26 protein-coding genes are annotated in these 22097 nt (G+C 69.0%); 3 read left to right on the top strand and 23 right to left on the bottom strand.

Annotated elements, in window-relative coordinates; all coding sequences use genetic code 11:
• Positions 1 to 11 precede the first annotated feature (11 nt).
• From WS87_RS01180 to WS87_RS01240, 13 genes are all read right to left on the bottom strand, one after another.
• Positions 12 to 1379, bottom strand: coding sequence for a sensor histidine kinase (locus WS87_RS01180; protein ID WP_059814614.1), 1368 nt, complete (start codon positions 1377 to 1379; stop codon positions 12 to 14).
• 73 nt (positions 1380 to 1452) lie between these two features.
• On the bottom strand, positions 1453 to 2310 hold the full coding sequence (locus tag WS87_RS01185; protein ID WP_107938093.1) for an ABC transporter permease: 858 nt from the start codon (positions 2308 to 2310) through the stop codon (positions 1453 to 1455).
• Positions 2311 to 2334: 24 nt separating this feature from the next.
• A complete protein-coding gene (locus tag WS87_RS01190; RefSeq protein ID WP_059531344.1) occupies positions 2335 to 3132 on the bottom strand; it encodes an ABC transporter ATP-binding protein in 798 nt (265 codons plus the stop codon).
• A gap of 120 nt (positions 3133 to 3252) precedes the next feature.
• On the bottom strand, positions 3253 to 4257 hold the full coding sequence (locus WS87_RS01195) for an ABC transporter substrate-binding protein (protein WP_059814684.1): 1005 nt from the start codon (positions 4255 to 4257) through the stop codon (positions 3253 to 3255).
• A gap of 143 nt (positions 4258 to 4400) precedes the next feature.
• Entirely contained in the window at positions 4401 to 5183 is a 783-nt protein-coding gene (gene fliR / locus WS87_RS01200; protein ID WP_059814609.1) for a flagellar biosynthetic protein FliR, read from the bottom strand.
• A 28-nt stretch (positions 5184 to 5211) separates the two neighbouring features.
• The gene (gene fliQ, locus WS87_RS01205) at positions 5212 to 5484 is read right to left on the bottom strand and encodes a flagellar biosynthesis protein FliQ (protein WP_006750427.1); all 273 of its coding nucleotides are present in this window, start codon (positions 5482 to 5484) and stop codon (positions 5212 to 5214) included.
• Between the two features lie 16 nt (positions 5485 to 5500).
• Entirely contained in the window at positions 5501 to 6262 is a 762-nt protein-coding gene (gene fliP, locus WS87_RS01210) for a flagellar type III secretion system pore protein FliP (RefSeq protein WP_059465943.1), read from the bottom strand.
• A gap of 36 nt (positions 6263 to 6298) precedes the next feature.
• Positions 6299 to 6868, bottom strand: coding sequence for a flagellar biosynthetic protein FliO (gene fliO, locus WS87_RS01215; protein WP_059814606.1), 570 nt, complete (start codon positions 6866 to 6868; stop codon positions 6299 to 6301).
• Positions 6865 to 7356, bottom strand: coding sequence for a flagellar motor switch protein FliN (fliN, locus tag WS87_RS01220; protein ID WP_059531336.1), 492 nt, complete (start codon positions 7354 to 7356; stop codon positions 6865 to 6867). The genes fliO and fliN overlap by 4 nt, the downstream gene beginning before the upstream one ends.
• Positions 7349 to 8347 (bottom strand): flagellar motor switch protein FliM, encoded by a 999-nt coding sequence (gene fliM, locus WS87_RS01225; protein ID WP_059531334.1) that lies wholly within the window; start codon positions 8345 to 8347, stop codon positions 7349 to 7351. The genes fliN and fliM overlap by 8 nt, the downstream gene beginning before the upstream one ends.
• Before the next feature lie 22 nt (positions 8348 to 8369).
• On the bottom strand, positions 8370 to 8906 hold the full coding sequence (gene fliL / locus WS87_RS01230) for a flagellar basal body-associated protein FliL (RefSeq protein WP_059531331.1): 537 nt from the start codon (positions 8904 to 8906) through the stop codon (positions 8370 to 8372).
• A gap of 179 nt (positions 8907 to 9085) precedes the next feature.
• Entirely contained in the window at positions 9086 to 9808 is a 723-nt protein-coding gene (locus tag WS87_RS01235; protein WP_059814603.1) for an LrgB family protein, read from the bottom strand.
• A 13-nt stretch (positions 9809 to 9821) separates the two neighbouring features.
• Positions 9822 to 10298 carry a CidA/LrgA family protein gene (locus WS87_RS01240; RefSeq protein ID WP_059814600.1) on the bottom strand — a complete coding sequence of 159 codons (477 nt, stop codon included), beginning with the start codon at positions 10296 to 10298 and terminating at the stop codon, positions 9822 to 9824.
• A gap of 140 nt (positions 10299 to 10438) precedes the next feature.
• Between WS87_RS01240 and WS87_RS01245 the strand changes: the two genes are divergently transcribed.
• Entirely contained in the window at positions 10439 to 11365 is a 927-nt protein-coding gene (locus WS87_RS01245) for a LysR family transcriptional regulator (protein ID WP_059531322.1), read from the top strand.
• Between the two features lie 57 nt (positions 11366 to 11422).
• Here the strand turns inward: WS87_RS01245 and WS87_RS01250 are convergent, their stop codons facing one another.
• Both WS87_RS01250 and WS87_RS01255 read right to left on the bottom strand, forming a co-directional pair.
• Positions 11423 to 12985 (bottom strand): DHA2 family efflux MFS transporter permease subunit, encoded by a 1563-nt coding sequence (locus tag WS87_RS01250; RefSeq protein ID WP_059814597.1) that lies wholly within the window; start codon positions 12983 to 12985, stop codon positions 11423 to 11425.
• A gap of 174 nt (positions 12986 to 13159) precedes the next feature.
• Positions 13160 to 13648, bottom strand: a complete 489-nt coding sequence (locus WS87_RS01255; protein ID WP_059531315.1) for a MarR family winged helix-turn-helix transcriptional regulator — start codon at positions 13646 to 13648, stop codon at positions 13160 to 13162.
• Positions 13649 to 13824: 176 nt separating this feature from the next.
• Here WS87_RS01255 and WS87_RS01260 point away from each other — a divergent pair, with 176 nt between their 5' ends.
• Positions 13825 to 14109: a multidrug ABC transporter ATPase gene (locus WS87_RS01260; protein WP_082750522.1), complete on the top strand. Its 285-nt coding sequence runs from the start codon at positions 13825 to 13827 to the stop codon at positions 14107 to 14109.
• A 275-nt stretch (positions 14110 to 14384) separates the two neighbouring features.
• Positions 14385 to 15923: an efflux transporter outer membrane subunit gene (locus tag WS87_RS01265; protein ID WP_059814589.1), complete on the top strand. Its 1539-nt coding sequence runs from the start codon at positions 14385 to 14387 to the stop codon at positions 15921 to 15923.
• Between the two features lie 29 nt (positions 15924 to 15952).
• On the opposite strand, the gene WS87_RS01270 is transcribed toward WS87_RS01265, so the two are convergent.
• The 8 genes from WS87_RS01270 to gspG are packed head-to-tail and all read right to left on the bottom strand — an operon-like array spanning position 15953 to position 21925.
• Positions 15953 to 16741 (bottom strand): type II secretion system protein N, encoded by a 789-nt coding sequence (locus WS87_RS01270; protein WP_059814582.1) that lies wholly within the window; start codon positions 16739 to 16741, stop codon positions 15953 to 15955.
• 31 nt (positions 16742 to 16772) lie between these two features.
• Positions 16773 to 17279 carry a type II secretion system protein GspM gene (gene gspM, locus WS87_RS01275; protein WP_059531425.1) on the bottom strand — a complete coding sequence of 169 codons (507 nt, stop codon included), beginning with the start codon at positions 17277 to 17279 and terminating at the stop codon, positions 16773 to 16775.
• The gene (gene gspL, locus WS87_RS01280; RefSeq protein ID WP_059814577.1) at positions 17276 to 18649 is read right to left on the bottom strand and encodes a type II secretion system protein GspL; all 1374 of its coding nucleotides are present in this window, start codon (positions 18647 to 18649) and stop codon (positions 17276 to 17278) included. Before gspL ends, gspM begins: the two co-directional genes overlap by 4 nt.
• Positions 18650 to 18673: 24 nt before the next feature.
• Complete coding sequence (gene gspK / locus WS87_RS01285; protein WP_059814679.1) at positions 18674 to 19801, bottom strand: type II secretion system minor pseudopilin GspK; 1128 nt, start codon at positions 19799 to 19801, stop codon at positions 18674 to 18676.
• Between the two features lie 2 nt (positions 19802 to 19803).
• Positions 19804 to 20508, bottom strand: a complete 705-nt coding sequence (locus WS87_RS01290) for a PulJ/GspJ family protein (protein ID WP_059602162.1) — start codon at positions 20506 to 20508, stop codon at positions 19804 to 19806.
• Positions 20486 to 20890 (bottom strand): type II secretion system minor pseudopilin GspI, encoded by a 405-nt coding sequence (gspI, locus tag WS87_RS01295; protein ID WP_059531297.1) that lies wholly within the window; start codon positions 20888 to 20890, stop codon positions 20486 to 20488. Before gspI ends, WS87_RS01290 begins: the two co-directional genes overlap by 23 nt.
• The gene (locus tag WS87_RS01300) at positions 20887 to 21429 is read right to left on the bottom strand and encodes a GspH/FimT family pseudopilin (protein WP_059814572.1); all 543 of its coding nucleotides are present in this window, start codon (positions 21427 to 21429) and stop codon (positions 20887 to 20889) included. The genes gspI and WS87_RS01300 overlap by 4 nt, the downstream gene beginning before the upstream one ends.
• A gap of 43 nt (positions 21430 to 21472) precedes the next feature.
• Positions 21473 to 21925, bottom strand: coding sequence for a type II secretion system major pseudopilin GspG (gene gspG, locus WS87_RS01305; RefSeq protein ID WP_059814567.1), 453 nt, complete (start codon positions 21923 to 21925; stop codon positions 21473 to 21475).
• Between the last annotated feature and the right edge of the window lie 172 nt (positions 21926 to 22097).

Raw genomic sequence — 22097 nt, forward strand, 5'->3', positions numbered from 1 at the left:
GCGACTTCTCTTCAGGCGTATGCGGGCAGCCGCACGGTCACGACGATACCGCGATTGCCGGGCCCCGGCGCGAGCGACGCGTTGCCGCCGTGCGCCTGCGCGATCTCGCGGACGATCGCGAGGCCCAGGCCCGAGCCTTCGGTGTCGGCCGACACGCGGTAGAACCGCTTGAACACGTGCGGCCGCGCTTCGGCCGGAATGCCGGGGCCGTTGTCGACCACGTCGAGCACGACGGCGTCGCCGTCGCGCCGCGCGGCGACCGTCACGCAACCGCCCGGCTGCGTATAGCGCACCGCGTTGTCGACGAGGTTCATCACCAGCGCGGTCAGCAGGCTGTCGCTGCCCGCGACGTCGAGCCGTTCGCCGAGATCGGCGCCGAGGTCGATGTCGCGCTGCTGCGCGAGCACGATCGTTTCCTCCAGCACGCTCGATACGACGGCGGCGAGATCGACGCGATGCGTGAGCAGCGTCGACGGCGTCGCTTCCGCGTGCGCGAGCAGCAGCAGCTTGTCGGTCACGTCGGCCATCTTGCGGCTGCTGCGCTGCATGCTGTCGAGCACCGACGCGAGTTCCTCATCGTTGTGCTCGCGCTGCCGCGCATACTGGATCTGCGTATCGAGCACGGCGATCGGCGTGCGCAACTGGTGCGCGGCGTCGGCGATGAAGCGGCGCTGCGTGGCCGTGTGCGTATTGAGCCGCGCGATGCACTGGTTGATCGCGTCGACGATCGGCCGCAGCTCGTGCTGCAGCCGCTCCGGGCGAATCGGCTCCAGCTCCATTGGCCCGCGGTCGGCGACGTCGTCCTTCAGCTTCATCAGCGGGCGCAGCTCGAGCGTGAGGCCGAGATAGACGAGCACGACCGCGAGCACCAGCATCAGCGACAGGCGCACGAGCTGCGGACGCCAGATCGTCGCGACCATCGCATCGTGCGAGCGCGTCGTTTTCGCGACGATCACCGTGACCGTCTCGATCTTGCCCTCGTTGTACAGCTGGCGGTCGTAGACCACCGCGCGCAGCGGCACGTCGTCGAGCGCCGTGTCGTACAGCGTCGGCTCGATGCCGTGCCGTTCGGGCAGGGCGAGCGCCGGATTGCCGGCGAGCAGCCGCTCGCGGCTGTCGATCACCTTGTAGTAGACCGAATCGGCCGACGGCGACTCGAAGATCTCCAGCGCGGCGGGCGGCACGTCGGCCGCGAGATAGCCGTCGCGCCATTCGACGTCCTCGCCGATCGTGCGCGCGGACGCGACGAGCGCGCTGTCCTGCACGAGCCCGGCCGTGGTCCGCGCGGTGTCGTACGACATCGCGCCCGCGATCAGCACGAACACCGCGAGCGGCAGCAGCAGCCACCACAAGAGCCGCCCGCGCAGGCTGTGCGCCATTCCTTCTCCTCAATGCCGAACCGCGCCGGGGCAACCGGCGCGGTTCGGGCGTGTGATCCGATGCGTGCGCTGCTCAGAACGCGGCGGGGCGCCACTTGAGCAGGCGCTTCTCGAGCCAGGTCAGCAGATAGTCGGCAGCCAGCGCGACCACGGCCAGCACGATCATCGCCGCGAACACGCCGCTCGCGTTGAACGCGCCCTGGGCGGTGGAGATTAGCAGGCCGATGCCCTGCTTGGAACCCAGGAATTCGCCGACGACCGCACCGACCAGCGCGAAGCCGAAGCTCACGTGCAGGCTCGCGAGAATCCACGAGAGCGCGGACGGGATCACGACCGACGTGGTGATCTGCCGGCGCGACGCGCCGAGGATCTGCGCGTTCGCGATCAGGTAGCGGTCGGCTTCGCGCACGCCCTGGAACGCGTTGCCGAACACGACGAAGAACACCATCACGACGGCCAGCGCGATCTTCGACGCCATCCCGAGGCCGAGCGCGATCACGAACACCGAGCCCAGCACGACGCGCGGAATCGAGTTCGCGATCTGGATGTACAGGCCGAACACGTCGGCCATCAGCTTGTTGCGGCCGAGCACGATCCCGCAGATCACGCCGGCGACCGAGCCGATCAGGAAGCCGATCGTGGTTTCCTCGAGCGTCACCCAGACCTGCGTGAGCAGCGGCCCCTGCGACGTGCCGTTGACGAACCAGTCCTGGATCTGCGCGAAGATCAGCGTCGGCTGCGAGAAGAAGAACGAATCGATCCACTTGAGCCGCGCGGCGAGTTCCCAGCCGCCCAGCACGACGACGAGCACGGCGATCCGCAGGCCGATGATCAGTTGCCGGCGGCGGCGCAGCCGGGTTTGAGCGGCGCGCGACTCGTCCTCGAGCGACGTTGCCGGAATGGCGGTGGGGGGAAGCGTCATGTCGGTCATGCTCCTGTCCTGTCCTTGCTGCTGTCAGCCGATCTGCACTTCTTCGCGCAGGTCGTGCCAGATGTCCTTGGAAATTTCGATGAAGCGCGTGTCGTAGCGAATCTCCGACGTGACGCGCGGGCGCGGCAGGTCGATCTCGTACACGCGCTTGAGCGTCGCGGGGCGTGCGGTCAGCACGAACACGCGGTCGGCGAGCGCGATCGCCTCCTCGAGGTCGTGCGTGACGAACACGACCGAGCCCTTGTTCGCGGACCACAACTGCAGCAGCTCGTCCTGCATCAGCGTGCGCGTCTGCATGTCGAGCGCCGAGAATGGCTCGTCCATCAGCAGGATTTCCGGCTGGTTGATGAAGGTCTGCGCGAGCGCGACGCGCTTGCGCATCCCGCCGGAGAGCTGATGCGGGTAGTGCTTCGTGAACTTGTCGAGGCCGACCTTGCGGATCCATTCCTCGGCCTGCGCGTACGCGACGTCCTTCGAGCGGCCGCGAAACAGCGGGCCCGCCGCGACGTTGTCGATCACGTTGCGCCACGGGAATACCGCGTCGGCCTGGAACACGAAGCCGATGCGCGGGTCGATCCCGTCGACCGGGCGGCCCATCACGCGCACCTCGCCCGACGCCGGCTTGAGCAGGCCGGTGATGAGGTTCAGCGTGGTCGACTTGCCGCAGCCGGTCGGCCCGACGATCGCGATGAACTCGCCGCGCGCGACGTTCATGCTGAAGTCGCGCAGCGCGACGGTGGCCTTGCCTTCCGGCGAAATGAAGCGGCACGACACATTGCGAAACTCGATCGCCGGTGTGCTCGGGGAAACTGCCTGATTCATCGCATTCGTCCTGCGGGTGAGGAGGGCGCCGCATCGTGGCGACGCCGGGCCGGTCAACCGGGCCGGAACGGGGAACGCGCGGCGGGGGGTCGCAGCCGCCGGCGCCTGTATCGCTCTCGATTACTTCGCGTTCACGAAATCGTTGGTGTAGGTGCGCGCCAGGTCGATGTGCTTGCCCTTCACCGACGGGTTGAACGCCGACAGCACCTTCAACACGGTTGCCGGGCCGTCGGCCGGCATCTTCGCGTCGGCCGTGTACATCGGCAGCGATGCCTTCAGCGCGGACACATACAGCGCCTTGTCCTTCTGGTAGTCGGCCGGCATCTTCGCGGCGATTTCCTCCGCGCTGTGCGTGTGGATGAACTGCATCGTCTTCGCGAACGCGTGCGCGAGCTTGGTCGCTTCGGCCTTGTGCGAATCGGCCCACGCCGACTGCACGTACAGGCTCGCGGCCGGATAGGTGCCGCCGAGCGCGGCGCGCGTGCCTTCCAGCGTGCGCAGATCGACCAGCACCTTCGCGTCGCCCATCTTCTCGAGGGCGGACACCGTCGGCTCGGTCGTCATTCCGGCGTCGATGCGGCCCTGCTTGATCGCGGCGATGAAGCTCGCGTCGGCGCCGACCGGCAGCATCGTGTACTGCGTCGACGTCACCCCGTGCTGCAGCGCGAGATATTGCGTGAGGAAGCTCGTCGACGAGCCGAGGCCCGTCACGCCGAGCGTCTTGCCTTTCGCGTCGGCCATCGACTTGAAGGTGGGGGCGGCCTTGGTCGACACCATCTCGACCTCGCCCGGCACCTGGCCGAACACGGCGATCGCCTTCACTTCCTTGCCTTTGCTCTGCAGGTCGATCGTGTGGTCGTAGAAGCCGACGACGCCCTGCACGGCGCCCGCCAGCAGCTCGTTCTCGGCATCGACGCCGGCCGGCTGCGACAGCAGTTCGACGTCGAGCCCCTCCGCCTTGAAGTAGCCGAGCTCCTGCGTGAGCCGCGCGGGCAGGTAGATCAGCTTGGCGATCCCGCCGACCATGATCGTGACCTTGCCGCCGTCGTCGGCCAAGGCGGGGTGAGCGGCGAGCGCGCAGCTCAGGCTGGCTGCAACGGCGAGGGTGCGCAGGATGGGTCGCATCGGGGTCGTCTCCTTCGTTGTATTCGTTTGGCGCGATGCTTGCTGCATCGTCCTGACGAGTATAGGGAGACGAAACCTTCCGCTACCTTTCGCGGTCCGGCGATTCCTTTAGGGGTTTTCCAGCAATCGGGGGCTCAAGCGGCCTACCGCCACCCCACCAGCACCCGCCCCATCGCATCCAGCCCCATGTCGAACAGGTGCGCCACGAACGGCACGAGGTTCGGGATCATCAGTTGCACGAGCAACAGCCCGACCAGCATCGTCACCGGAAAGCCGATCTGGAAGATGCCGATCTGCGGCGCCGCGCGGTTCAGGATCCCGAGCGCGAGGTTCGCGATCAGGAGCGCCGCGACCACCGGCAGCGCGAGCAGCAGCCCCATCTCGAACACGGTCGCGCCGAACGCGGCGAGCGTGCGCCAGCCGGGCGCGTGCAGCAGGTCGGCCGACACCGGCAGCGACTGGAACGACGCGGCCAGCGCCGCGAATACCTGCAGGTGGCCATCCACGGCAAGGAACGCGAGCATCGCGATCGCGTTCAGGAAACGGCCCATCGCCGGCGTCGCGCCGTTCGAATGCGGGTCGAAGAAGGTCGCGAAACCGAGCCCCATCGACAAGCCGATGAAGTCGCCGGCCGCCTCGACGGCCGCGAACACGATCTGCATCGTGAAGCCCATCGCCACGCCGATCAGAAACTGCGTGACGACGATCCAGATGCCCTGCGCCGAGAACACGGTGACGGCCGGCATCGCGCCGAGCGTCGGCGCGACGACCAGCGCCATGAACGCGGCGATGCCGATCTTCACGCGCACGGGCACCGCCGCGTGGCCGATCACGGGCGCCGTCGCGACGAGCGCGAGCATCCGCACGAACGGCCACAGGAAAGCCGTCAGCCAGCCGTTGAGCTGCGCGTAGGTAACCGAGAACATCGCGGCGGTACGGAGCCTGGCGTGCCGCTCAGCCGGCGCCGAGCGTCGCGACGTGCAGCAGCGTCTGCCGCAGGTAGTCGAGCATCGTCGTCAGCATCCACGGGCCGGCGATCACGAGCGTCGCGGCCACCGCGAGCAGCTTCGGGATGAACGACAGCGTCGATTCGTTGATCTGCGTCGCGGCCTGGAACAGGCTCACGACGAGGCCGACCGCGAGCGCGACCAGCAGCAGCGGGGCGGCCAGCAGCAGGCCGACCATCATCGCCTGGTGCGCCAGCGTCATCACTTGTTCGGGCGTCATCGCGCGCTTCCTCCGCTTACGTGAAGCTCTGCGCGAGCGAGCCGATCAGCAGCTGCCAGCCGTCGACGAGCACGAACAGCATCAGCTTGAACGGCAGCGACACGGTGGACGGCGACACCATCATCATCCCCATCGACATCAGCACGCTCGCGACGACCATGTCGATGATCAGGAACGGGATGAAGATCGTGAAGCCGATCTGGAAACCGGTCTTCAGCTCGCTCGTGACAAACGCCGGCACCAGCAGCGACAGCGGCACGTCTTCCGGGCCCTGCATCGGCGCGGCTTTCGAAATCTTCGCGAACAGCGCGAGATCGGTCTCGCGGGTCTGCTTCAGCATGAAGCTCTTGAACGGCGCGACGCCGCGCTGCACGGCCTGCTCCATCGGCATCGCGCCGTCGGAGAACGGCTTGTAGCCGTCGGCGTACGCGCGGTCGAGCACCGGCGACATCACGAAGAAGGTGAGGAACATCGCCAGGCCGACCAGCACCTGGTTCGGGGGCGTCGTCGCGGTGCCGAGCGCCTGGCGCAGCAGCGACAGCACGATGATGATGCGCGTGAAGCTCGTCATCATCAGCAGCATCGCCGGCAGAAACGACAGCATCGTGAGCAGCAGCATCGTCTGCACGCTCAGCGAGTAGGTGGTGCCGCCGTTCGGGCCCGGGCTGGTGTTGAACGCGGGCAGGCCGGCCGCCTGCGCGCATGCGAGCGCGGGGGCGAGGCCGAGGATCAGCACGGGCGCGAAGCGCGCCGCGTGACGCAGGAATTCGTGTTTCATCGAGATGCGAATACGGAAAGAGGGCGCGACGCCATGTCAGCGGTCCTTGCCGCGCCCGAAGCGCTTCGCGGCTTCGCCCGCGAGCGCATCGCGAAACCGCGCGCCGAACGTGCCGGGCTGGCCGCGTTCGTCCGATGCGACGCCGGCGGGAGCGTCGGCCGAAGCCGGCGCCGTCGTGACCGCCGCCGAGCCGGCCGGCAGCGTATGCAGCAGCCGCACGTTGCCCGGTGCGACGCCGAGCACGAGCCAGGTATCGCCGATCTCGACGATCGTCGCGCTTTCCTTCGCGCCGAGCCCGACGCTCGACACGACCTTCAGCGGGCCGCCGCGCCGCGCGGGCTGGAACCCGAAGCGGCGCGCGAGCCACGCGCAGCCGAACACGAGGCCGATCACGACCGCGAGCCCGACGAGCGTCTGCAGCACCGCGCCGACGCCGAGCGACGGCACGGCCGAGCCGACCGCCACGCTCGAAGCGATGGCGCCGGCGTTGTTCACCGCGTTCATGTCGGCGGCGACGGCCGGCGCGCACGCGAGCGACGCGGCCGCGGCCAGCGCGGCCACGCTCGGCAACAGGCGCGCGTGGCGGCCGGACTTCACGACGTTCACCGATTCAGCTTCCGGATGCGTTCGGCCGGCGTGATGATGTCGGTCAGCCGGATGCCGAACTTGTCGTTGACGACCACGACCTCGCCCTGCGCGATCAGGCAGCCGTTCACGAGCACGTCCATCGGCTCGCCGGCGAGGCCGTCGAGTTCGACGACCGACCCCTGCGCGAGCTGCAGCAGGTTGCGAATCGCGATCTTCGTGCGGCCGAGCTCCACGGTCATCTTGACCGGGATGTCGAGAATCATCTCGATGTCGTTGTGCGTCGAGCTGGCCGCGGCCTTCGACAGCGGCTGGAACACGCCGGCGCCGGTCGCGCCCGCCTGCACCGGCTGCTGGTTCTGCTCGGCAAGCGCGGCGGCCCAGTCATCCAGGCTCGACTCTTCCTCCGCCGCGGCGGGTGCCGCCGGCACGGCCGCGGCCGATTCCGCGAGCGCCGCGTCGGCGAGCGCCTGCGGGTCGAGTTCGGGCGTCGGGTTCAGCTCACTCATATCCACCTTCCTTCATCGTGTCGCCCGCGCTGATCATCTTCTGCACGCGCAACGCATATTGACCATTGAAAATGCCGTAGCCGCATTCCATCACCGGCACGCCGTCGACCTTTGCGGTGATCGTGTCCTCGATCTCCAGCGGCAGCACGTCGCCCGCACGCAGGTTCAGGATCTTCTCGAAAGTCGACGGGATCTCGGCGAGATTCGCGCTCAACTCGACCTCGGCCGACTGCACCTGCTGCGACAGCACGCGCACCCAGCGGCGGTCGACCTCGAGCGCCTCGCCCTGGATCGGCGACGCGAGCACGTCGCGGATCGGCTCGACCATCGAGTACGGCATGCAGATGTGCAGCGTGCCGCCCGTCGGCCCGAACTCGATCGAGAACTGCGTGACGATCACGATCTCGTTCGGCGTCGCGACGTTCGCGAACTGCGTATGCATCTCCGAGCGCACGAATTCGAACTGCAGCGGCCGCACGCTCTTCCAGGCGGTCGTGTAGTGCTCGAACACCAGGTTCAGCAGCTTGCCGATGATCCGCTGCTCGGTGGCCGTGAAGTCGCGGCCCTCGACGCGCGTGTGAAAGCGCCCGTCGCCGCCGAACAGGTTGTCGACGACGAAGAACACGAGGTTCGGGTCGAACACGAACAGCGACGTGCCGCGCAGCGGCTTCACGTGCACCAGGTTCAGGTTCGTCGGGATCGGCAGGTTGCGGGTGAACTCGCTGTACTTCTGCACCTTCACTTGGCTCACGGAGATTTCCGCCGTGCGCCGCATGAAGTTGAAGATGCCGATCCGCAAGAGGCGCGCGAAGCGGTCGTTGATGATCTCGAGGCCGGGCATCCGGCCGCGGACGATCCGCTCCTGCGTCGCGATGTTGTAGGGGCGGACGCCCGACGTGTCGCGCTGCTCGTCGACCGAATCGGTTTCGCCCGTGACGCCCTTGAGGAGGGCGTCGACCTCCTCCTGGGACATGAACTCCTGGTGGCCCATGCGCGCTCCTTGTCCGGCCGCGTTATTGGACGACGAATTCGGTGAACAGCACGTCGTCGACCTTCGCGCGCTGGTTGCCCGGCTGCGTCGGCTGTTCGATCAGCTCCCGCAGTTCCGTCGCGAGCGAACGCTTGCCGTCCGGCGTCGCGAGATCCTCGGGATGCTTGTTCGACAGCGCGAGCAGGATCCGGCTGCGGATCTCCGGCATGCGCGCGGTCAGCTGCTCCTGCGCCTTCGGGTCGGTGAGCTTCAGCGACAGGCCGACGCGCAGGTAGTGCTGCACGCCGTCGTCCGACTGCAGGTTCACGGTCAGCGGGTCGAGCGGGAAGAACACCGGCGCGGCAAGCGGCGCGGGTTCGGCGGGCGCGCTCGCATGGCCGACGCCTGCCTTGCTCAGGAACACGTACATGCCGCCCGCGGCGGCGGCGGCCGCGCCCAGCGCGATGACGGCGATGAGCGCGATGCGCTTGAACTTGCCGGACGAAGCCGGCTTGTCGGCGGTCGGGTTTGCAGTCGTGGAGGCCATGTGAATGCGTGCGTGATGTCTCGTAGCATGCATTGTTCGGCATCCGGGCCGAGCCCGATGGGCGGAAAAGAGGGGGGAATTGCGGCTATCTCAGCCGATTGTCGGGCGGGTGTCGGCTCGATGCAGGGCGGGAACGGCGGGGCGAGGCGCGGCCGGCGGGCGCCGGGGCTGCGAGGCGGAGCGGGCTGGCGGCGGCGCCCGCCCGCGCGGCGTCAGATCGGCAACAGTGACAAGAGCGGCGCGATCAGCACCATCGCGACGCCGGCGATCATCATCGTGAGGCTCGACACGACGCCTTCCTCGCTGCCGATCTCGCGCGCCTTCGCGGTGCCCACGCCGTGGGCGGCCGCGCCGAACAGCGCGCCGCGCGCGAGCCGCGTGCGCATCGGCACCAGCGCCAGCACGATTTCGCCGAGCAGCATCCCGCAGATGCCGGTCGCGATCACGAAGAGGGCGGTGAGGTCCTTCGGTGCATGGATCTTGTCGGATACGGCCAGCGCGAACGGGGTCGAGACCGAGCGCGTCATCAGCGAGCGCTGCAGCTCGGGCGACAGGTGCAGCAGCTTCGCGAGCAGCAGCGACCCGCACACGCCCGCGCCGATCCCGACCGCGACGCCGACCGACAGCGACAGCCAGTGGCGGCGGATCAGGTCGCGGTACTCGTAGATCGGCACCGCGAACGCGATCGTCGCAGGGCCGAGCAGCCACATCAGCCAGCGCGTGTCGCGGAAATAGACCGAATACGGGATGCCGGTCAGCAGGACCAGCAGCACCAGCACGCCGGGCACGAACACGAGCGGCGAGAACAGCAGCGTCTTCCTGTACGCGTAAAGCCGCTTCGACACAAAATACAGGACGACCGTCAGCACGAAGCAGCCGACGGAAATCGCGGTATTCACCTGGTCGGCGGACAGGTTCGACAGCGGCGCAGGCATTCCAGGCTCCGGCTCAGTGGGCGGACACGGTGGCGAGGCGCGCGCGGCGGCGCTCGGCGAACACGCGCTGCGCGGCGAGGCGGCGTTCGAGCTTCGCGGCGAGATCGACCGCCACCGCCACCGCGACCATCACGAAGGCGGTGCCGGCGAGCATGACCAGCGCGATACGCCAGCCGTCCTCGCGGAAGAGCCCGCCGTACTGGACGGCCGCGACGGCGGCCGGCACGAAGAACAGCAGCATGTCGGACAGCAGCCAGTTCGCGCCGTCCTTGACCCACGCGGGCGCGACGCGGCCTGAAAACAGCAGCGCGAGCAGCACCGCGAGGCCGATCACGCCGGACGGCACCGGCAGCCCGACCGCGCGTACCGTCCAGTCGACGGCCATCCACAGTACGCCGAGCGCGGCGGCCTGAAGCACGATCCGGCCCGTACGCGCAACGTTGCCCGAAGCGGCGGGGCGGGCGGCGGCAGTGGCGGTCGGCTGGGTCATGGCGGGCTCCATACAGATGTTTCGTCGATGGTGTGAGTATAGGGTTTCCCCTAACCATAAATAAAATGACTTGTCTCTATCCTTATCATTCCAATTCGGAATTCAGTTTGTGTCCGCTGCACCAACCTGGGGAGTGATCGATGGAATTGCGCGCGCTGCGGTACTTCGTCGAGGTGGTCCGTCAGCAGAGTTTCACGGCGGCCGCCGACCGGCTGTTCGTCACGCAGCCGACCATCAGCAAGATGGTGAAGGCGCTCGAGGACGAGATCGGCTCGCCGCTGCTGCTGCGCGACGGCCGGCAGATGGTACTGACCGACGCGGGGCGGATCGTGTTCCAGCGCGGCCAGGACGTGCTCGCCGCGCAGGCGCAGCTGCAGTCGGAGCTGAAGGATCTCGGCACGCTCGGGCGCGGCGAGCTGACGATCGGCATTCCGCCGCTCGGCGGGTCGCTGTTCACGCCGATCATCGCCGCGTACAAGCAGCGCTATCCGAACATCGAGCTGAAGCTGTTCGAGCAGGGCGCGCGGATGATCGAGGCCGCGCTGATGTCGGGCGAGCTGGAGCTCGGCGGGCTGCTGGAGCCGGTCGATCCCGCCACGTTCGAGCGGTTGCCGATGGTGCGCGCGCCGCTGTGGCTCGTCGCGCCGCGCGAGTCGCGCTGGGAGGACCACAAGGCCGTGCCGCTCGCCGATCTCGCGCGCGAGTCGTTCGTGTTCTACGCGGAGAGCCTCGCGCTGCACGATGCGGTGCTCGACGCGTGCCGGCAGGCCGGCTTCACGCCGTCGATCGTGAGCCGCAGCGGACACTGGGATTTCATGGCGGCCCTCGTGCACGCGGGCGTCGGCATCGCGCTGTTGCCGGAGCCGTACTGCCGGCGGCTCGACGCGCGGCAGTTCACGTGCCGGCCGATCGTCGAGCCGGAAATCACCTGGGCGATCGCGCTCGGCTGGCTGAAGAAGGGTTACCTGTCGCACGCGGCGCGTGCATGGCTCGAGGTCGCGCGGGCGACGCTGCCGATCGCGTCGGGCGACGATCTGGCCTTCGGCGGATTGCTGGCGCGGGAGTGAGACCCACCGCCGGGATGGAAGGGGAGCGGGCCGGCGCTGGCGCGGCCCGTCGCGCGCTCAGTGCCCCATCGCCGGCCCCGCGCCCTTCTTCGGCTTCGTGATCCACACGAGCGCCGCGAGCGCGATGAACACGCCCGCCGACAGGTGAAAGAAGTCGTTGGTCGCCATCATGAAGCCTTGCTGCGTGACGAGCTGGTTGAGCTGCGCGTTGGCCGTCTGCCCGACGATGCCGAGCTGTGCGAGCGCGCCCTGGTAGTCGGTCGTGCTCTGCGCGTAGACGCTCACCGATTCCGACAGCCGCGCGTGGTGGTAGATCGCGTCGTTCTCCCAGAACGTCGAGCTGGCCGCGGTGCCGATCGCGCCGGACAGCGTGCGCAGGAAGTTCGACAGCCCCGACGCGCTCGCGAGCCGCTCGTCGGAGATGCTCGACAGCGTGATCGTCGTCATCGGCACGAAGAAGCACGCGACGCCGATCCCCTGCACGAGCCGCGGCAGGATCACGTGGTTGAACGGCACGTCGAGCGTGAACGTCGAGTTCCAGATCGACACGCCGGCGAACACGATGAACGCGAAGCTCGCGACCATCCGCAAGTCGAGCCGGTGCATGTTGCGGCCGATCAGCGGCGACAGCACGAGGGCGAGCAGCCCGACCGGCGCGGTCGCGAGGCCGGCCTTGCCGGCCGTGTAGCCCATCACCGTCTGCAGCCACAGCGGGAAGATCACGACCGAGCCGAAAAACGCCATGAAGCCGAACGAGATGATCATCGCGCCGAGGGCGAAGTTGCGGTCCTTGAACAGCGACAGATCGACCACCGGTTCCTTCTCGGTCGCCTCCCACACGAGCATGAACGCCAGCGACACGACCGCGATCAGCGCGAGCGCGACGATGAAGGTCGAGTTGAACCAGTCGCGGTCCTTGCCGAGGTCGAGCATCATCTGCAGGCACGACACGCCGATCACGAGCAGCGCGAGGCCGACCGCGTCGATCCGCTGCTTCGTCGTCTTCGTCTCGCGGCCGCGCAGCAGGAAGTACGCGCAGGCCGCCGAAAAGATCCCGATCGGCAGGTTGATGTAGAAGATCCACGGCCACGTGTAGTTGTCGCTGATCCAGCCGCCCAGCAACGGGCCGAAGATCGGCGCGACGATCACCGTCATCGCCCATAGCCCGAGCGCGAGCCCGCGCTTCGCGGGCGGATAGCTGCGCATCAGGATCGTCTGCGACAGCGGCACCATCGGCCCCGACACGAGGCCCTGCAGCAGCCGGAACGCGATCAACGTCTCGAAGTTCTCCGCGAGGCCGCACAGCGCCGACGCGATCGTGAACGCGAGCACCGACAGCGTGAACAGGCGCACTTCGCCGACCCGCCGCGCGAGCCAGCCGGTCAGCGGCACCGCGATCGCGGACGCGACCGAATACGACGAGATCACCCACGTGCCTTCGCTCGTCGCGACGCCGAGGCTGCCCGAGATGGTCGGCACCGCGACGTTCGCGATCGACGTGTCGAGCACTTCCATGAAGGTGCCGAGCGCGAGCCCGACGGTGAGGAGCGCGAGCGCGCCGCCGGTCAGCGGCGCGGGTTCGGCGGGACGGGGCGCGGCGGATGCCGTGGTGGCGGACATCGGAATCTCCTAGACGCGGCGCGCGCGACGCGCCGGCACAGCGCACGGGCGCACGATATCGCGCGGCCCGGCTGGTGGGAACGGGTGAGGGGAGAGACGGAGCGCGTGCCTTGTCATCTTCTGCCCAGACAGAGAAATAAGCGACTGATTAACCTAGACATCGGGCCTCCGTGCTCAACAATCCGGTTCGTCGGGCTTCGGGCAGCCGGTGTCGCCGGGCCCGTTGGCGATGAACCGCTGCAGCAGGCCGGTGAGCAGCGCGAGCTCGTCGGCCGAGAAGCCGGCAAGCTGCGCGTTCAGCGCGGTTGCGATCAGCGACGGCAGCGCGCGGGCCGCTTCGGCGCCGCGTTCGGTCAGCGTCAGCTCGATCACCCGGCGGTCCTGTTCGCTGCGCGAGCGTGCGATCAGGCCCTTGCGCTCGAGACGGTCGAGCATCCGGGTCATCGATCCACTGTCGTACGACATCTTGCGCGACAGCTCGAACGGCGTGCGCGCATAGCCGCGCGACAACAGCAGGATCACGCCGATCTGCTGCGCGGTGAGGTCGTACGGCTCGAGCGCGCGGTCCATTCGCTCGACGAGCGCCTGCCGGGCCTTGGTCAGGTAGTAACCGAGGCTCGTTTCCAGTGCGATGGTGTCGGGATCGTAGAGGCCGCCGTTCATGCGAATTGCGCGCGCAGCAATAGTGCGTTTCAGGTCAAAACGCGCCCAGTATCTTGAAAATTAATTGCTTAGTCAATATTATTTCAGGCAACCAGTTACGACGTGCATGTTGCACTGCCGGAGACGATGTTCTGACCGCTTCGCCCGCGCTGCCGGGCACCCCGAGGATGTTCGCGATGCTGTTCCTGAAAAATGCCGCCGGCGCGCTGCGCCGCAACCTGACCGATACCGCTCATCATGTGTTCTCCGGGCCGCACCGCGGCTGGAAGATCGCGCTGTACGTGACGATGCTGGTGGTACCGGGCGGATCGCTCGCGGCGCTCGGGTTCACATGGTTCGATCACCGCCGGCAGCGCAACGCGAAGCACACCGCCCGCCGCACGAGCCAGCCGGCGGCAACGGAGCCGTCGACATGGCGGTCCGCCGCCGATCCCGTCCCGGCGCCCGTGCACTGCCACTGACCCCGCGCCACCCTCGCCATCCGGACTGAACGCCGGCCGCATCCCCGCGGCCCGGCGCCGTCCGCGCCGCATTCGTTGCCCGCTCCGTGCGCAAGCGATCCGTAATGACCGGTAAACCGGCCGGCCGCACCGGTAACACATTCGTGCCGCCGCGCACCGTACCCTTAGGGCTGCGCAGCTTTCCCGCCGTCAGTTACCATTTGTCCGCCAGCGGCACAACGACCGCATCGCGCGACGCCGCTCGCCGGCCATCGCGCCCAGACAGGAATACCACGATGCCGTACGCCCCCCTCCCGCGCGCCCTTCGCCCGCTGAGCGCCGCCGTCGCCGTTGCGACGGCCGTGCTGCTCGCCGGCTGCGCCGTCGGGCCCGACTATCACCGGCCCGACACGTCGATCCCCGCCGCCTTCAAGGAAGCGCCGGCCGGCTGGAAGGTCGCGCAGCCCGCCGACCGGGCCGACCGCGGCCCGTGGTGGACCGTCTACAACGATCCGCAGCTCGACGCGCTGATCGGCAAGCTCAACGCATCGAACCAGACCATCGCGCAATCGGCCGCCGCGTACCGGCAAGCCCGCGCGCTCGTCGCCGAAGCGCGTGCCGCGTACTTCCCGACCGTCGGGCTGACCGCGTCGGGCTCGCGCTCCCGCACGGGGCGCGCGTCGACGTCGAGCACGTCGGGCTTCGGCAGCAGTTCGTCGATCGGCAACAGCTACAGCGTCGGTCTCGATGCAAGCTGGGAGCCCGACCTGTGGGGCAAGGTGAGCCGCAGCGTCAGCGCGCAGCGCGCCGGCGAGGCGGCCGCCGCGGCCGATCTCGCGAACGCGCGGCTGTCGCAGCAGGCGCTGCTCGCGCAGACCTACTTCCAGCTGCGCACGTCCGATGCGCTGCAGAAGCTGCTCGACGACACCGTGAAGTCGTACGGCGAATCGCTGAAGCTCACGCAGAACCAGTACGCGCAGGGCGTCGCCGCGCGCGCGGACGTGATCCAGGCGCAGACGCAGCTGCAGAGCGCGCAGGCCGCGGCGATCGAAAACGGCGTCGCGCGCGCGCAGTACGAGCACGCGATCGCGACGCTGATCGGCGAACCGGCCTCGACGTTCTCGCTGCCGCCGAATCCGCTCGCGGCGGAACCGCCGATCACGCCGGTCGACGTGCCGTCCGCGCTGCTCGAGCGCCGGCCCGACATTGCGGCGGCCGAGCGCCGCGCGGCGGCCGCGAACGAGCAGATCGGCGTCGCGATTGCCGCGTTCTTCCCGACGCTCACGCTGTCGGCCACCGGCGGTTTCCAGAGCTCGGTGTGGTCGCAGCTGTTCACGCTGCCCGCGCGGTTCTGGACGGTCGGCCCGCAGCTCGCGGCGACGTTGTTCGACGCCGGCCTGCGCGCCGCGCAGACCGATGCCGCGCGCGCGACCTACGACCAGGACGTCGCCGCGTACCGCCTCGCGGTGCTCACCGCATTCCAGGACGTCGAGGACAACCTCGCGTCGCAGCGCATCCTCGCGCAGGAAGTCGACGTGCAGCGGCAGGCCGTCGACAGCGCCGAGCACGCGCTCGCGATCGTCACGAACCAGTACAAGGCCGGCACGGTCGCCTACCTGAACGTGCTGACCGCGCAGACCACCGCGTTCACCGCGCAGCAAAAGCTCGCGACGATCGGCGGGCAGCGGATGGTGTCGTCGGTCGGGCTCGTGAAGGCGCTCGGCGGCGGCTGGGATGCATCGGACATGGCGCGCGAAACGGGCGATGTGGCGGCGCCAGTGCCGGCATCCGGTGCGGCGGCACCGTCGGCTGCCGCACCGCTCGCGCAGAAGTAAGACGGGAAAAGGCGAGCGCGCCGCGCGCGTCAGCGCGTCGCGTCGCCGAAGATCAGCGACACCTGGTTGTTGCCGATCGGATGGCCGAGCAGGTTCAGCAGCCCGGCGAGATTCGCCTGCTGCTCGGGCGCCGCGTGCGCGGTGCCGCGAAACGAACCCTGACCGGGGCCGAAGCTGCCGTGCCCGTCGAGGAACAGCGGGCCCTGCGTCGTCGACAGGTCGAGATCGGCGTCCGCCCCCTTCGCCTGCAGCACTGCCCGGTACGACCCGAGCGGCTTCACGCGCGACACGCGCGAACTCATCGAATCGATCGTCACCGTCAACTGGCCGAACGCGTTGTTGCCGATCATCCGCCAGTCGGTCCAGCCAAGCCGCACGTCACCCTGCAGGTCGAGCGTGTTGAACGGCGTGCCGAGCCCGGCGAGCAGCGACGCGGGCACGGCCATCGAGCCCGCCGACAGCACCGCGCCGCGCCACGTCGCGTCGAGCGTGACGGCGTCGGGCATCGCCTCGGTCTGCCGCATGCGCATCTGCACGCGCCCGGTCAGGAGCGGCCAGAAGCCCGTGGTCCATTCGACCCGGCCCGGCAGCAGCGTCGCCGCGCTCTGGTCGGCGCCCGGCGCGAGCATCAGCGTGCCCGAGCCGTGCCACAGCGATCCGTCCGGATCGACGAGGTTGACGTGCCCGCCAGTCGCGCGCGCGAACTGCGGGGCGATCCAGGCGGCCGGCGCGAGCGCGACGAGCGTCAGCGCCGTCGCGAGCCCGCCCGCCACCACCCACGGCAATGCGGCGACGAGCCGCCGGATCCCTGGCCTCATCGGCCGACCGTCGCTTGTTTCATCCACTGCGTCATTTCTGCGTCGAGGGTTGCATCACGGCCGTCAGGTCGACCTGGCCGTCTTCCTTCAGCGCGGTCACGTGTGCTTCGCCGACCTGCACCTTGAACTGCCGGCGCGCGTCGTCGAGCCACTGCGTCCACACCGGGAACGGCACGTTCTTCATCTGGACCTGCACGCCGTTACCGACGACCTGCACCTGCGCGCCCTGCAGCCCGTGATCGGACAGCGACGCGGTGAGCGCGTCCTTCAGCGCGAGGCCGGTCGGCGCGACGCCTTGCGCGGCGGCCGTCAGCGACTTCGCCTCGGTGGCCTGCGCGGTCATCTGCGCGAGCTCGCGGCGCATCGTCGGCAGTTCGTGGCGGATCCGCGCGCGGCCTTCCTGCGCGGGCGACCACAGCACCGAATACGCGATCGCGACCGCCAGCACGGCGCCGCCCCAGCCGAGCAGCGTCCGCTCGCGCGGCGTGCGTTCGCCCCAGAACTGGGCCAGCGTCTGGTTCAGTTGTTCGGTCTTCATGAGCGGCTCCGGATCGTCCATTTGCCGGTGCTGCTGTCGACTTCGCCGGACAGTCCGTTGCGCGCGAGACGCTGCGGGAAATCGGGGTCGACCTTGACCTCCGGCTTGAAGCCGACGTCGAGCCGCCGGTCGTGATAATCGAGCGACGCGATTCCGTTCAGCGGCAGCGCACCCATCGAACGCGACAACCCGCTCGACAGCGCGAGGAAATCGTTCGGCGACAGCTCGCCGGCCGCAAGGCGCAGCTGATCGAGCTGACGCTGCATCTGCGCGGGCGGATCGAGCACCGTCGTCGTCTTCGGGAAGGCCGACAGCAGCGTCTCGGTGATCTGCGCGGACAGCGCGTCGCGCTCGCGCGACAGCTTCCACCAGTGCAGGTTCATCCCGATCACCGCGACGCCGAGCGTGGCCGCGGCGAGTGCGATCGGCACGCGCAGGCGCTTCACCGTCGCGCGGTCGAAGCGCCACGGCTGGGATTCGAATTCGAACTGGCACAGATCGAAGCGTTCGGTCAGCGCACGCCGCGCGAATGCGTCGAACGACAGCGGTTGCGCGCCGGGCAGCAGCGGGCCGTCGGCACGACCGACCGACGCGAGGCGCGGCTCCGCGCCCGGTTCGCCGAGTTCGTACAGCTCGACGTCGCCGCCACCGGCGAGCGCGGCCAGCGTGCCGCCCGCGCGGGATGCCGGCGCCGCGAAACCTTCGCCGAGCGCGCCGCGCGCGATCGCAAGCTCGAGACGCGGCGCACCGGCCGCGGCCGGCTGCGCGCCGGCTTCCACGAGCACGGATTCGACCGTCGTCGCGAGGCCGAGCACCGCGGCCACCGCCGTCGGGCGAAGGGGCGGCTCGTCCGCCGCCGTGATTGCGGCGGCCGGCGTGGCCTCACCCTCGGCAGGCGCATCGGGCGCAGCGTCCGCCGCCGGCGCCCGCGGCGCGGGCAGGCAGCGCGTCGCGGGCACGGCGCTCAGGTGGCGATGGCCGGCCGCCGTGAACGCGTCGCAGATCGCGCGGAACCACGCGCGATCGACGACGGCCAGCACGCGGCGGCCGTCCGGCAGCGCGACCGGATCGAGCGCGATATGGCAGCCGAGCGGATCCTGGATCAGCTGGTCCTCGACGATGTTGGGCAGCGCCTGGCGCAGCTTCGGCCCCTTGAGCGGCGGCACGGTCGCGGCCAGCAGCAGCACGTCGCGCGCGGCGACGATCAGCACCGTCGCGTTCGCGCGCGGCAGCAGCGCGAGCGCGGCGCGGCCCGCGCGCTGCACCTGGCCGGCCTTGTCCACGAGCGTGAACGGCAGCTCGGGCCACTGCCACTCCTGCAGCGGCACGGCCGGCTCGCGCGGCGGCAAAGAAACAATCAGCGTGCTCAAGAGCTCCTCTCCCGAATGGCGTCGTTATAGCTGGTCGCGGATGCGCACGACCCGCGTCGAGTGCGTGGTCGAATCACGATACACGAGCGAGGTGCGATCGACCTCCGCGCGATCGTGCTGAATCCGGCCATGCACGATGAAATAGTTCGAATTGACGTCGACGAGGCTCGAGTCGATCGTCGCGTTCGGCGGCGCGCCGGCGCCGCGCAGCGCGAGCTGCACGTCGCCGACGTTGCGGAAAAACACGGTCTCGCGCCGCGCCACGAGCGCCTGCGCGGACGACACGCTCATCCCCGGCACCAGCGCCGCGATCACCTCGGCCGGCGCGGTATTCATGTTCACCGGCGTGGTGGTCGGCAGCACGGTGACGAACGGGCGCAGCCGCGCGACCATCTCGGGCGTCACGCCGTCGACGTCGAGCAGGCTGTCGACGCCGGTCATCTGGAGCGGCGCGGGCCCGCGATCGCCGTCGGACATCCCTGGTTCGTCGGTGATGTTGCCGGTCATGTCGCCGCCGGGCACCGGCGCGGTCGCGGCCGTACCGGCGCCGGGCAGCGTCGGCGTCTGGAAGCGCGTCGCCGAATGCATCAGGCCCGCGCGCATCTGCAGCGCGATCCGCTTCGCGAACGCGCCGTCGTAGCCGAGCGTCGTCAACAGCCGCTGGAATGCCTGGAGCTGCATCACGTTGAGCTGCAGCACGCCGGGCGCCGGCGACGACACGAGGTTGCGCAGGTTGTACTTCGCCTGCGCGTCCTCGATCGATCCGGAGATGTAGGTGTCTTCGCCGCCGTTGTCGTTCGGCGCGCCGATCCGGCCGAGGAAGTCGGACAGCTTGGTCTTCGCGATCGGCACGGCCCAGATTCCGCCGAGATAGGTGATGCCGGGCGCCGTGTCGCCTTCGGAGCGCAGGATCATGCGCGTCCAGTCGAGCGCGCCGCGCGCGACCCACTGCGCCTGCGCGATCACGCGCTGGTTCTCGATGCGGCGAATCTGCACCTGCTGACGCCACAGCATCCCCGACACGAGGATCGCCGACAGTGCGACGACGAGCAGCGCGGTGATGATCGCCGCACCGCGCTCGCGGCGGGTGCGTGCATGCGCGCGTGCGCCGCCGCGAGTGGCGAACCGGGAACGGTGAGGGCGCGCGCGCATCGTCATTCCCCGACGAGGAAAATGCGCGTGACGGGCACGCGCAGCGACGTCGCGCCGATGCTGACCTGCAGCCCCGTCACCGCGCGCGTCGGCGGCGCGTTGCCGATCTGCGGCACCTTCAGCGCATCGTTGTTCTGCGACAGCGCGTCGCTGGCCGCCTGCAGGTTGGTGGTCCAGCCGACGCGCGGCACGTACAGCTTCGCGTCGATCGCACCGACGCCGCCCATCAGCGCGACCCAGCTCCAGCCGTCGACGCTGCTGTCCTTCAGCACGTCGCGCAGGCGGTTCGCGTCGTCGAGCGGCGGCGACGCATAGCGCACGACGCGCCCGCCGGCGATCCGGTAGCGGACCACCTGCAACCGAGGCGCGGCGCCCGGCACGTCGAGTTCGCGGACGATCTGCAGCGTGTTGCCGGCGACGCCGATCGCCGGCTGGCCGGCTTCGTCGTCGGTGGCGGCGAGCCGCGCGTCGATGCGCATCTGGTCGAACATCTGCGCGAAGATGCGCTCGTCCTCCATCGCGGACGCGACCTTGTCGCGACCGCGCATGATCTGGTCGAGGCCGCGCCACGAGAGGATCGCGACCACCGCGAGGATCGCGATCGCGATCATCAGTTCGATCAGCGTGAAGCCGCGCACGCGGCGCGAGCCGACGGAACGCACGGGCCGGCGCCGCATCGGCGCGTCAGAGCGGACGGCTGGTTTCATTCGCGACCACCGTCACCATTTGCGCGAGCACGCCGGCGTGCCCCGGCATGCTCACCGACATCTGCACGCGCCGGAACACCGGGTTCGGCGTCGTGCTCACGCGCTGCGTGCAGACCAGCTGCACGTTGCCTTGCGAACAGTCGAAACTCTGCTCGCCGACCTCCGGCCACGCATGCGTGAGCCGCAGCTGCGCGAGTGCGTTGTCGGCGCTCCAGCCGGCGAGCAGCCGGCGATGGAGATCGGATGCATTGGTCGCCATCGTGCCGACCGCGCGGATCGACGCGGCGAGCGCGACCGCGATGATCGCGAGCGCGACCAGCACCTCGATCATCGTGAAACCGCGGGAAGGAGCCGGGAAGGGCAGGCGACGACGCATCGTCATTGCACCTCGTAGCGGCCGTTGCCGGTGCCGACGATCGTCGCGCTGCCGACTGCCGAATGGAGCGTCACGCGCACCGGCGTGTCGACGCTTTCGATGCCGAACACGACGCGGCTCGCACGCGTGTCGGATCCCGGATAGTCGATGTCGGCGCCGGTGACGCCGCCGTCCCAGTCGCGCGGGCGCAGCACGTCATCGCGCAGCGTGCGCCAGCCGTCGGGCGAGCTCACGTCGAAACGGAAGCCGTGCTCGGTCGGCTGCCACGCGATCGGACGTGCGCGCACCTGCGCTTCGTCGCCGGCCGTCTCGAACAGCAGCGCGATGCGCTGCGCTTCCTCGCGCAGGTCGGTGCGCGGATTGCGCGTGAGCGACAGCGACGCGAGCGACACCAGCAGGCCCGCGATCACGAGCACGACCAGCATCTCGAGCAGCGTGAAGCCGCGCGCTCGCGCCGCGGTCACGGCCGTGCCGCGACGCACGCGGCCGTCGCGGGCATCGCGGCAAGCGCGAGCGGAGCGCAAGGGCGTGCGAAAGGCGGGCATGAAGTGAAGAAGCGGGAAGAACGTCGGTCCGGTCAGCGCGCGCTTACTGCCACGAACCGATGTCGGAATCGTTGCTCTCGCCGCCTTCCTTGCCGTCGGCGCCGTAGCTGAACACGTCGATCTCCCCGTGCACGCCCGGGTTCAGGTACTTGTACCCATTGCCCCACGGATCGTTCGGCAGGCGCTCGAGATAGCCGCCGTCCTTCCAGTTGTTCGGGATCGGATCGGTGGTCGGCTTCTGGGTCAACGCGTTCAGGCCCTGTTCCTGGGTCGGATAGCGGCCGTTGTCGAGACGATACAGCTTGAGCGCCTGCATGATCGTGCCGATGTCCTGCTTCGCGGCGATACGGCGTGCCTCGTCGGGACGGTTCATGATCTTCGGCACGATCAGTGCCGCCAGGATCCCGAGGATCGCGACCACCACCATGATCTCGATCAGCGTGAAACCGCGCTGACGGCGCACGGCCGCATTACGGCGAGTGATCCACGTTTGCATGACTGACTACCTCTTTCCAAAAAATATCGTCGATTGAGTGACGCACCCGGCGTATTCCGGACGCTTGCCTGACGGCTGGCTTCCGTTTCCCCGGGCGCGGAGCACGCATTGTAAGGCGCGCATTGCCGAGGGCTTTCACCCAACGCAAATTTCATATACATCCGTACAATAG

This window comes from Burkholderia sp. MSMB0856 (assembly GCF_001524645.2).
Taxonomy (GTDB): domain Bacteria; phylum Pseudomonadota; class Gammaproteobacteria; order Burkholderiales; family Burkholderiaceae; genus Burkholderia; species Burkholderia diffusa.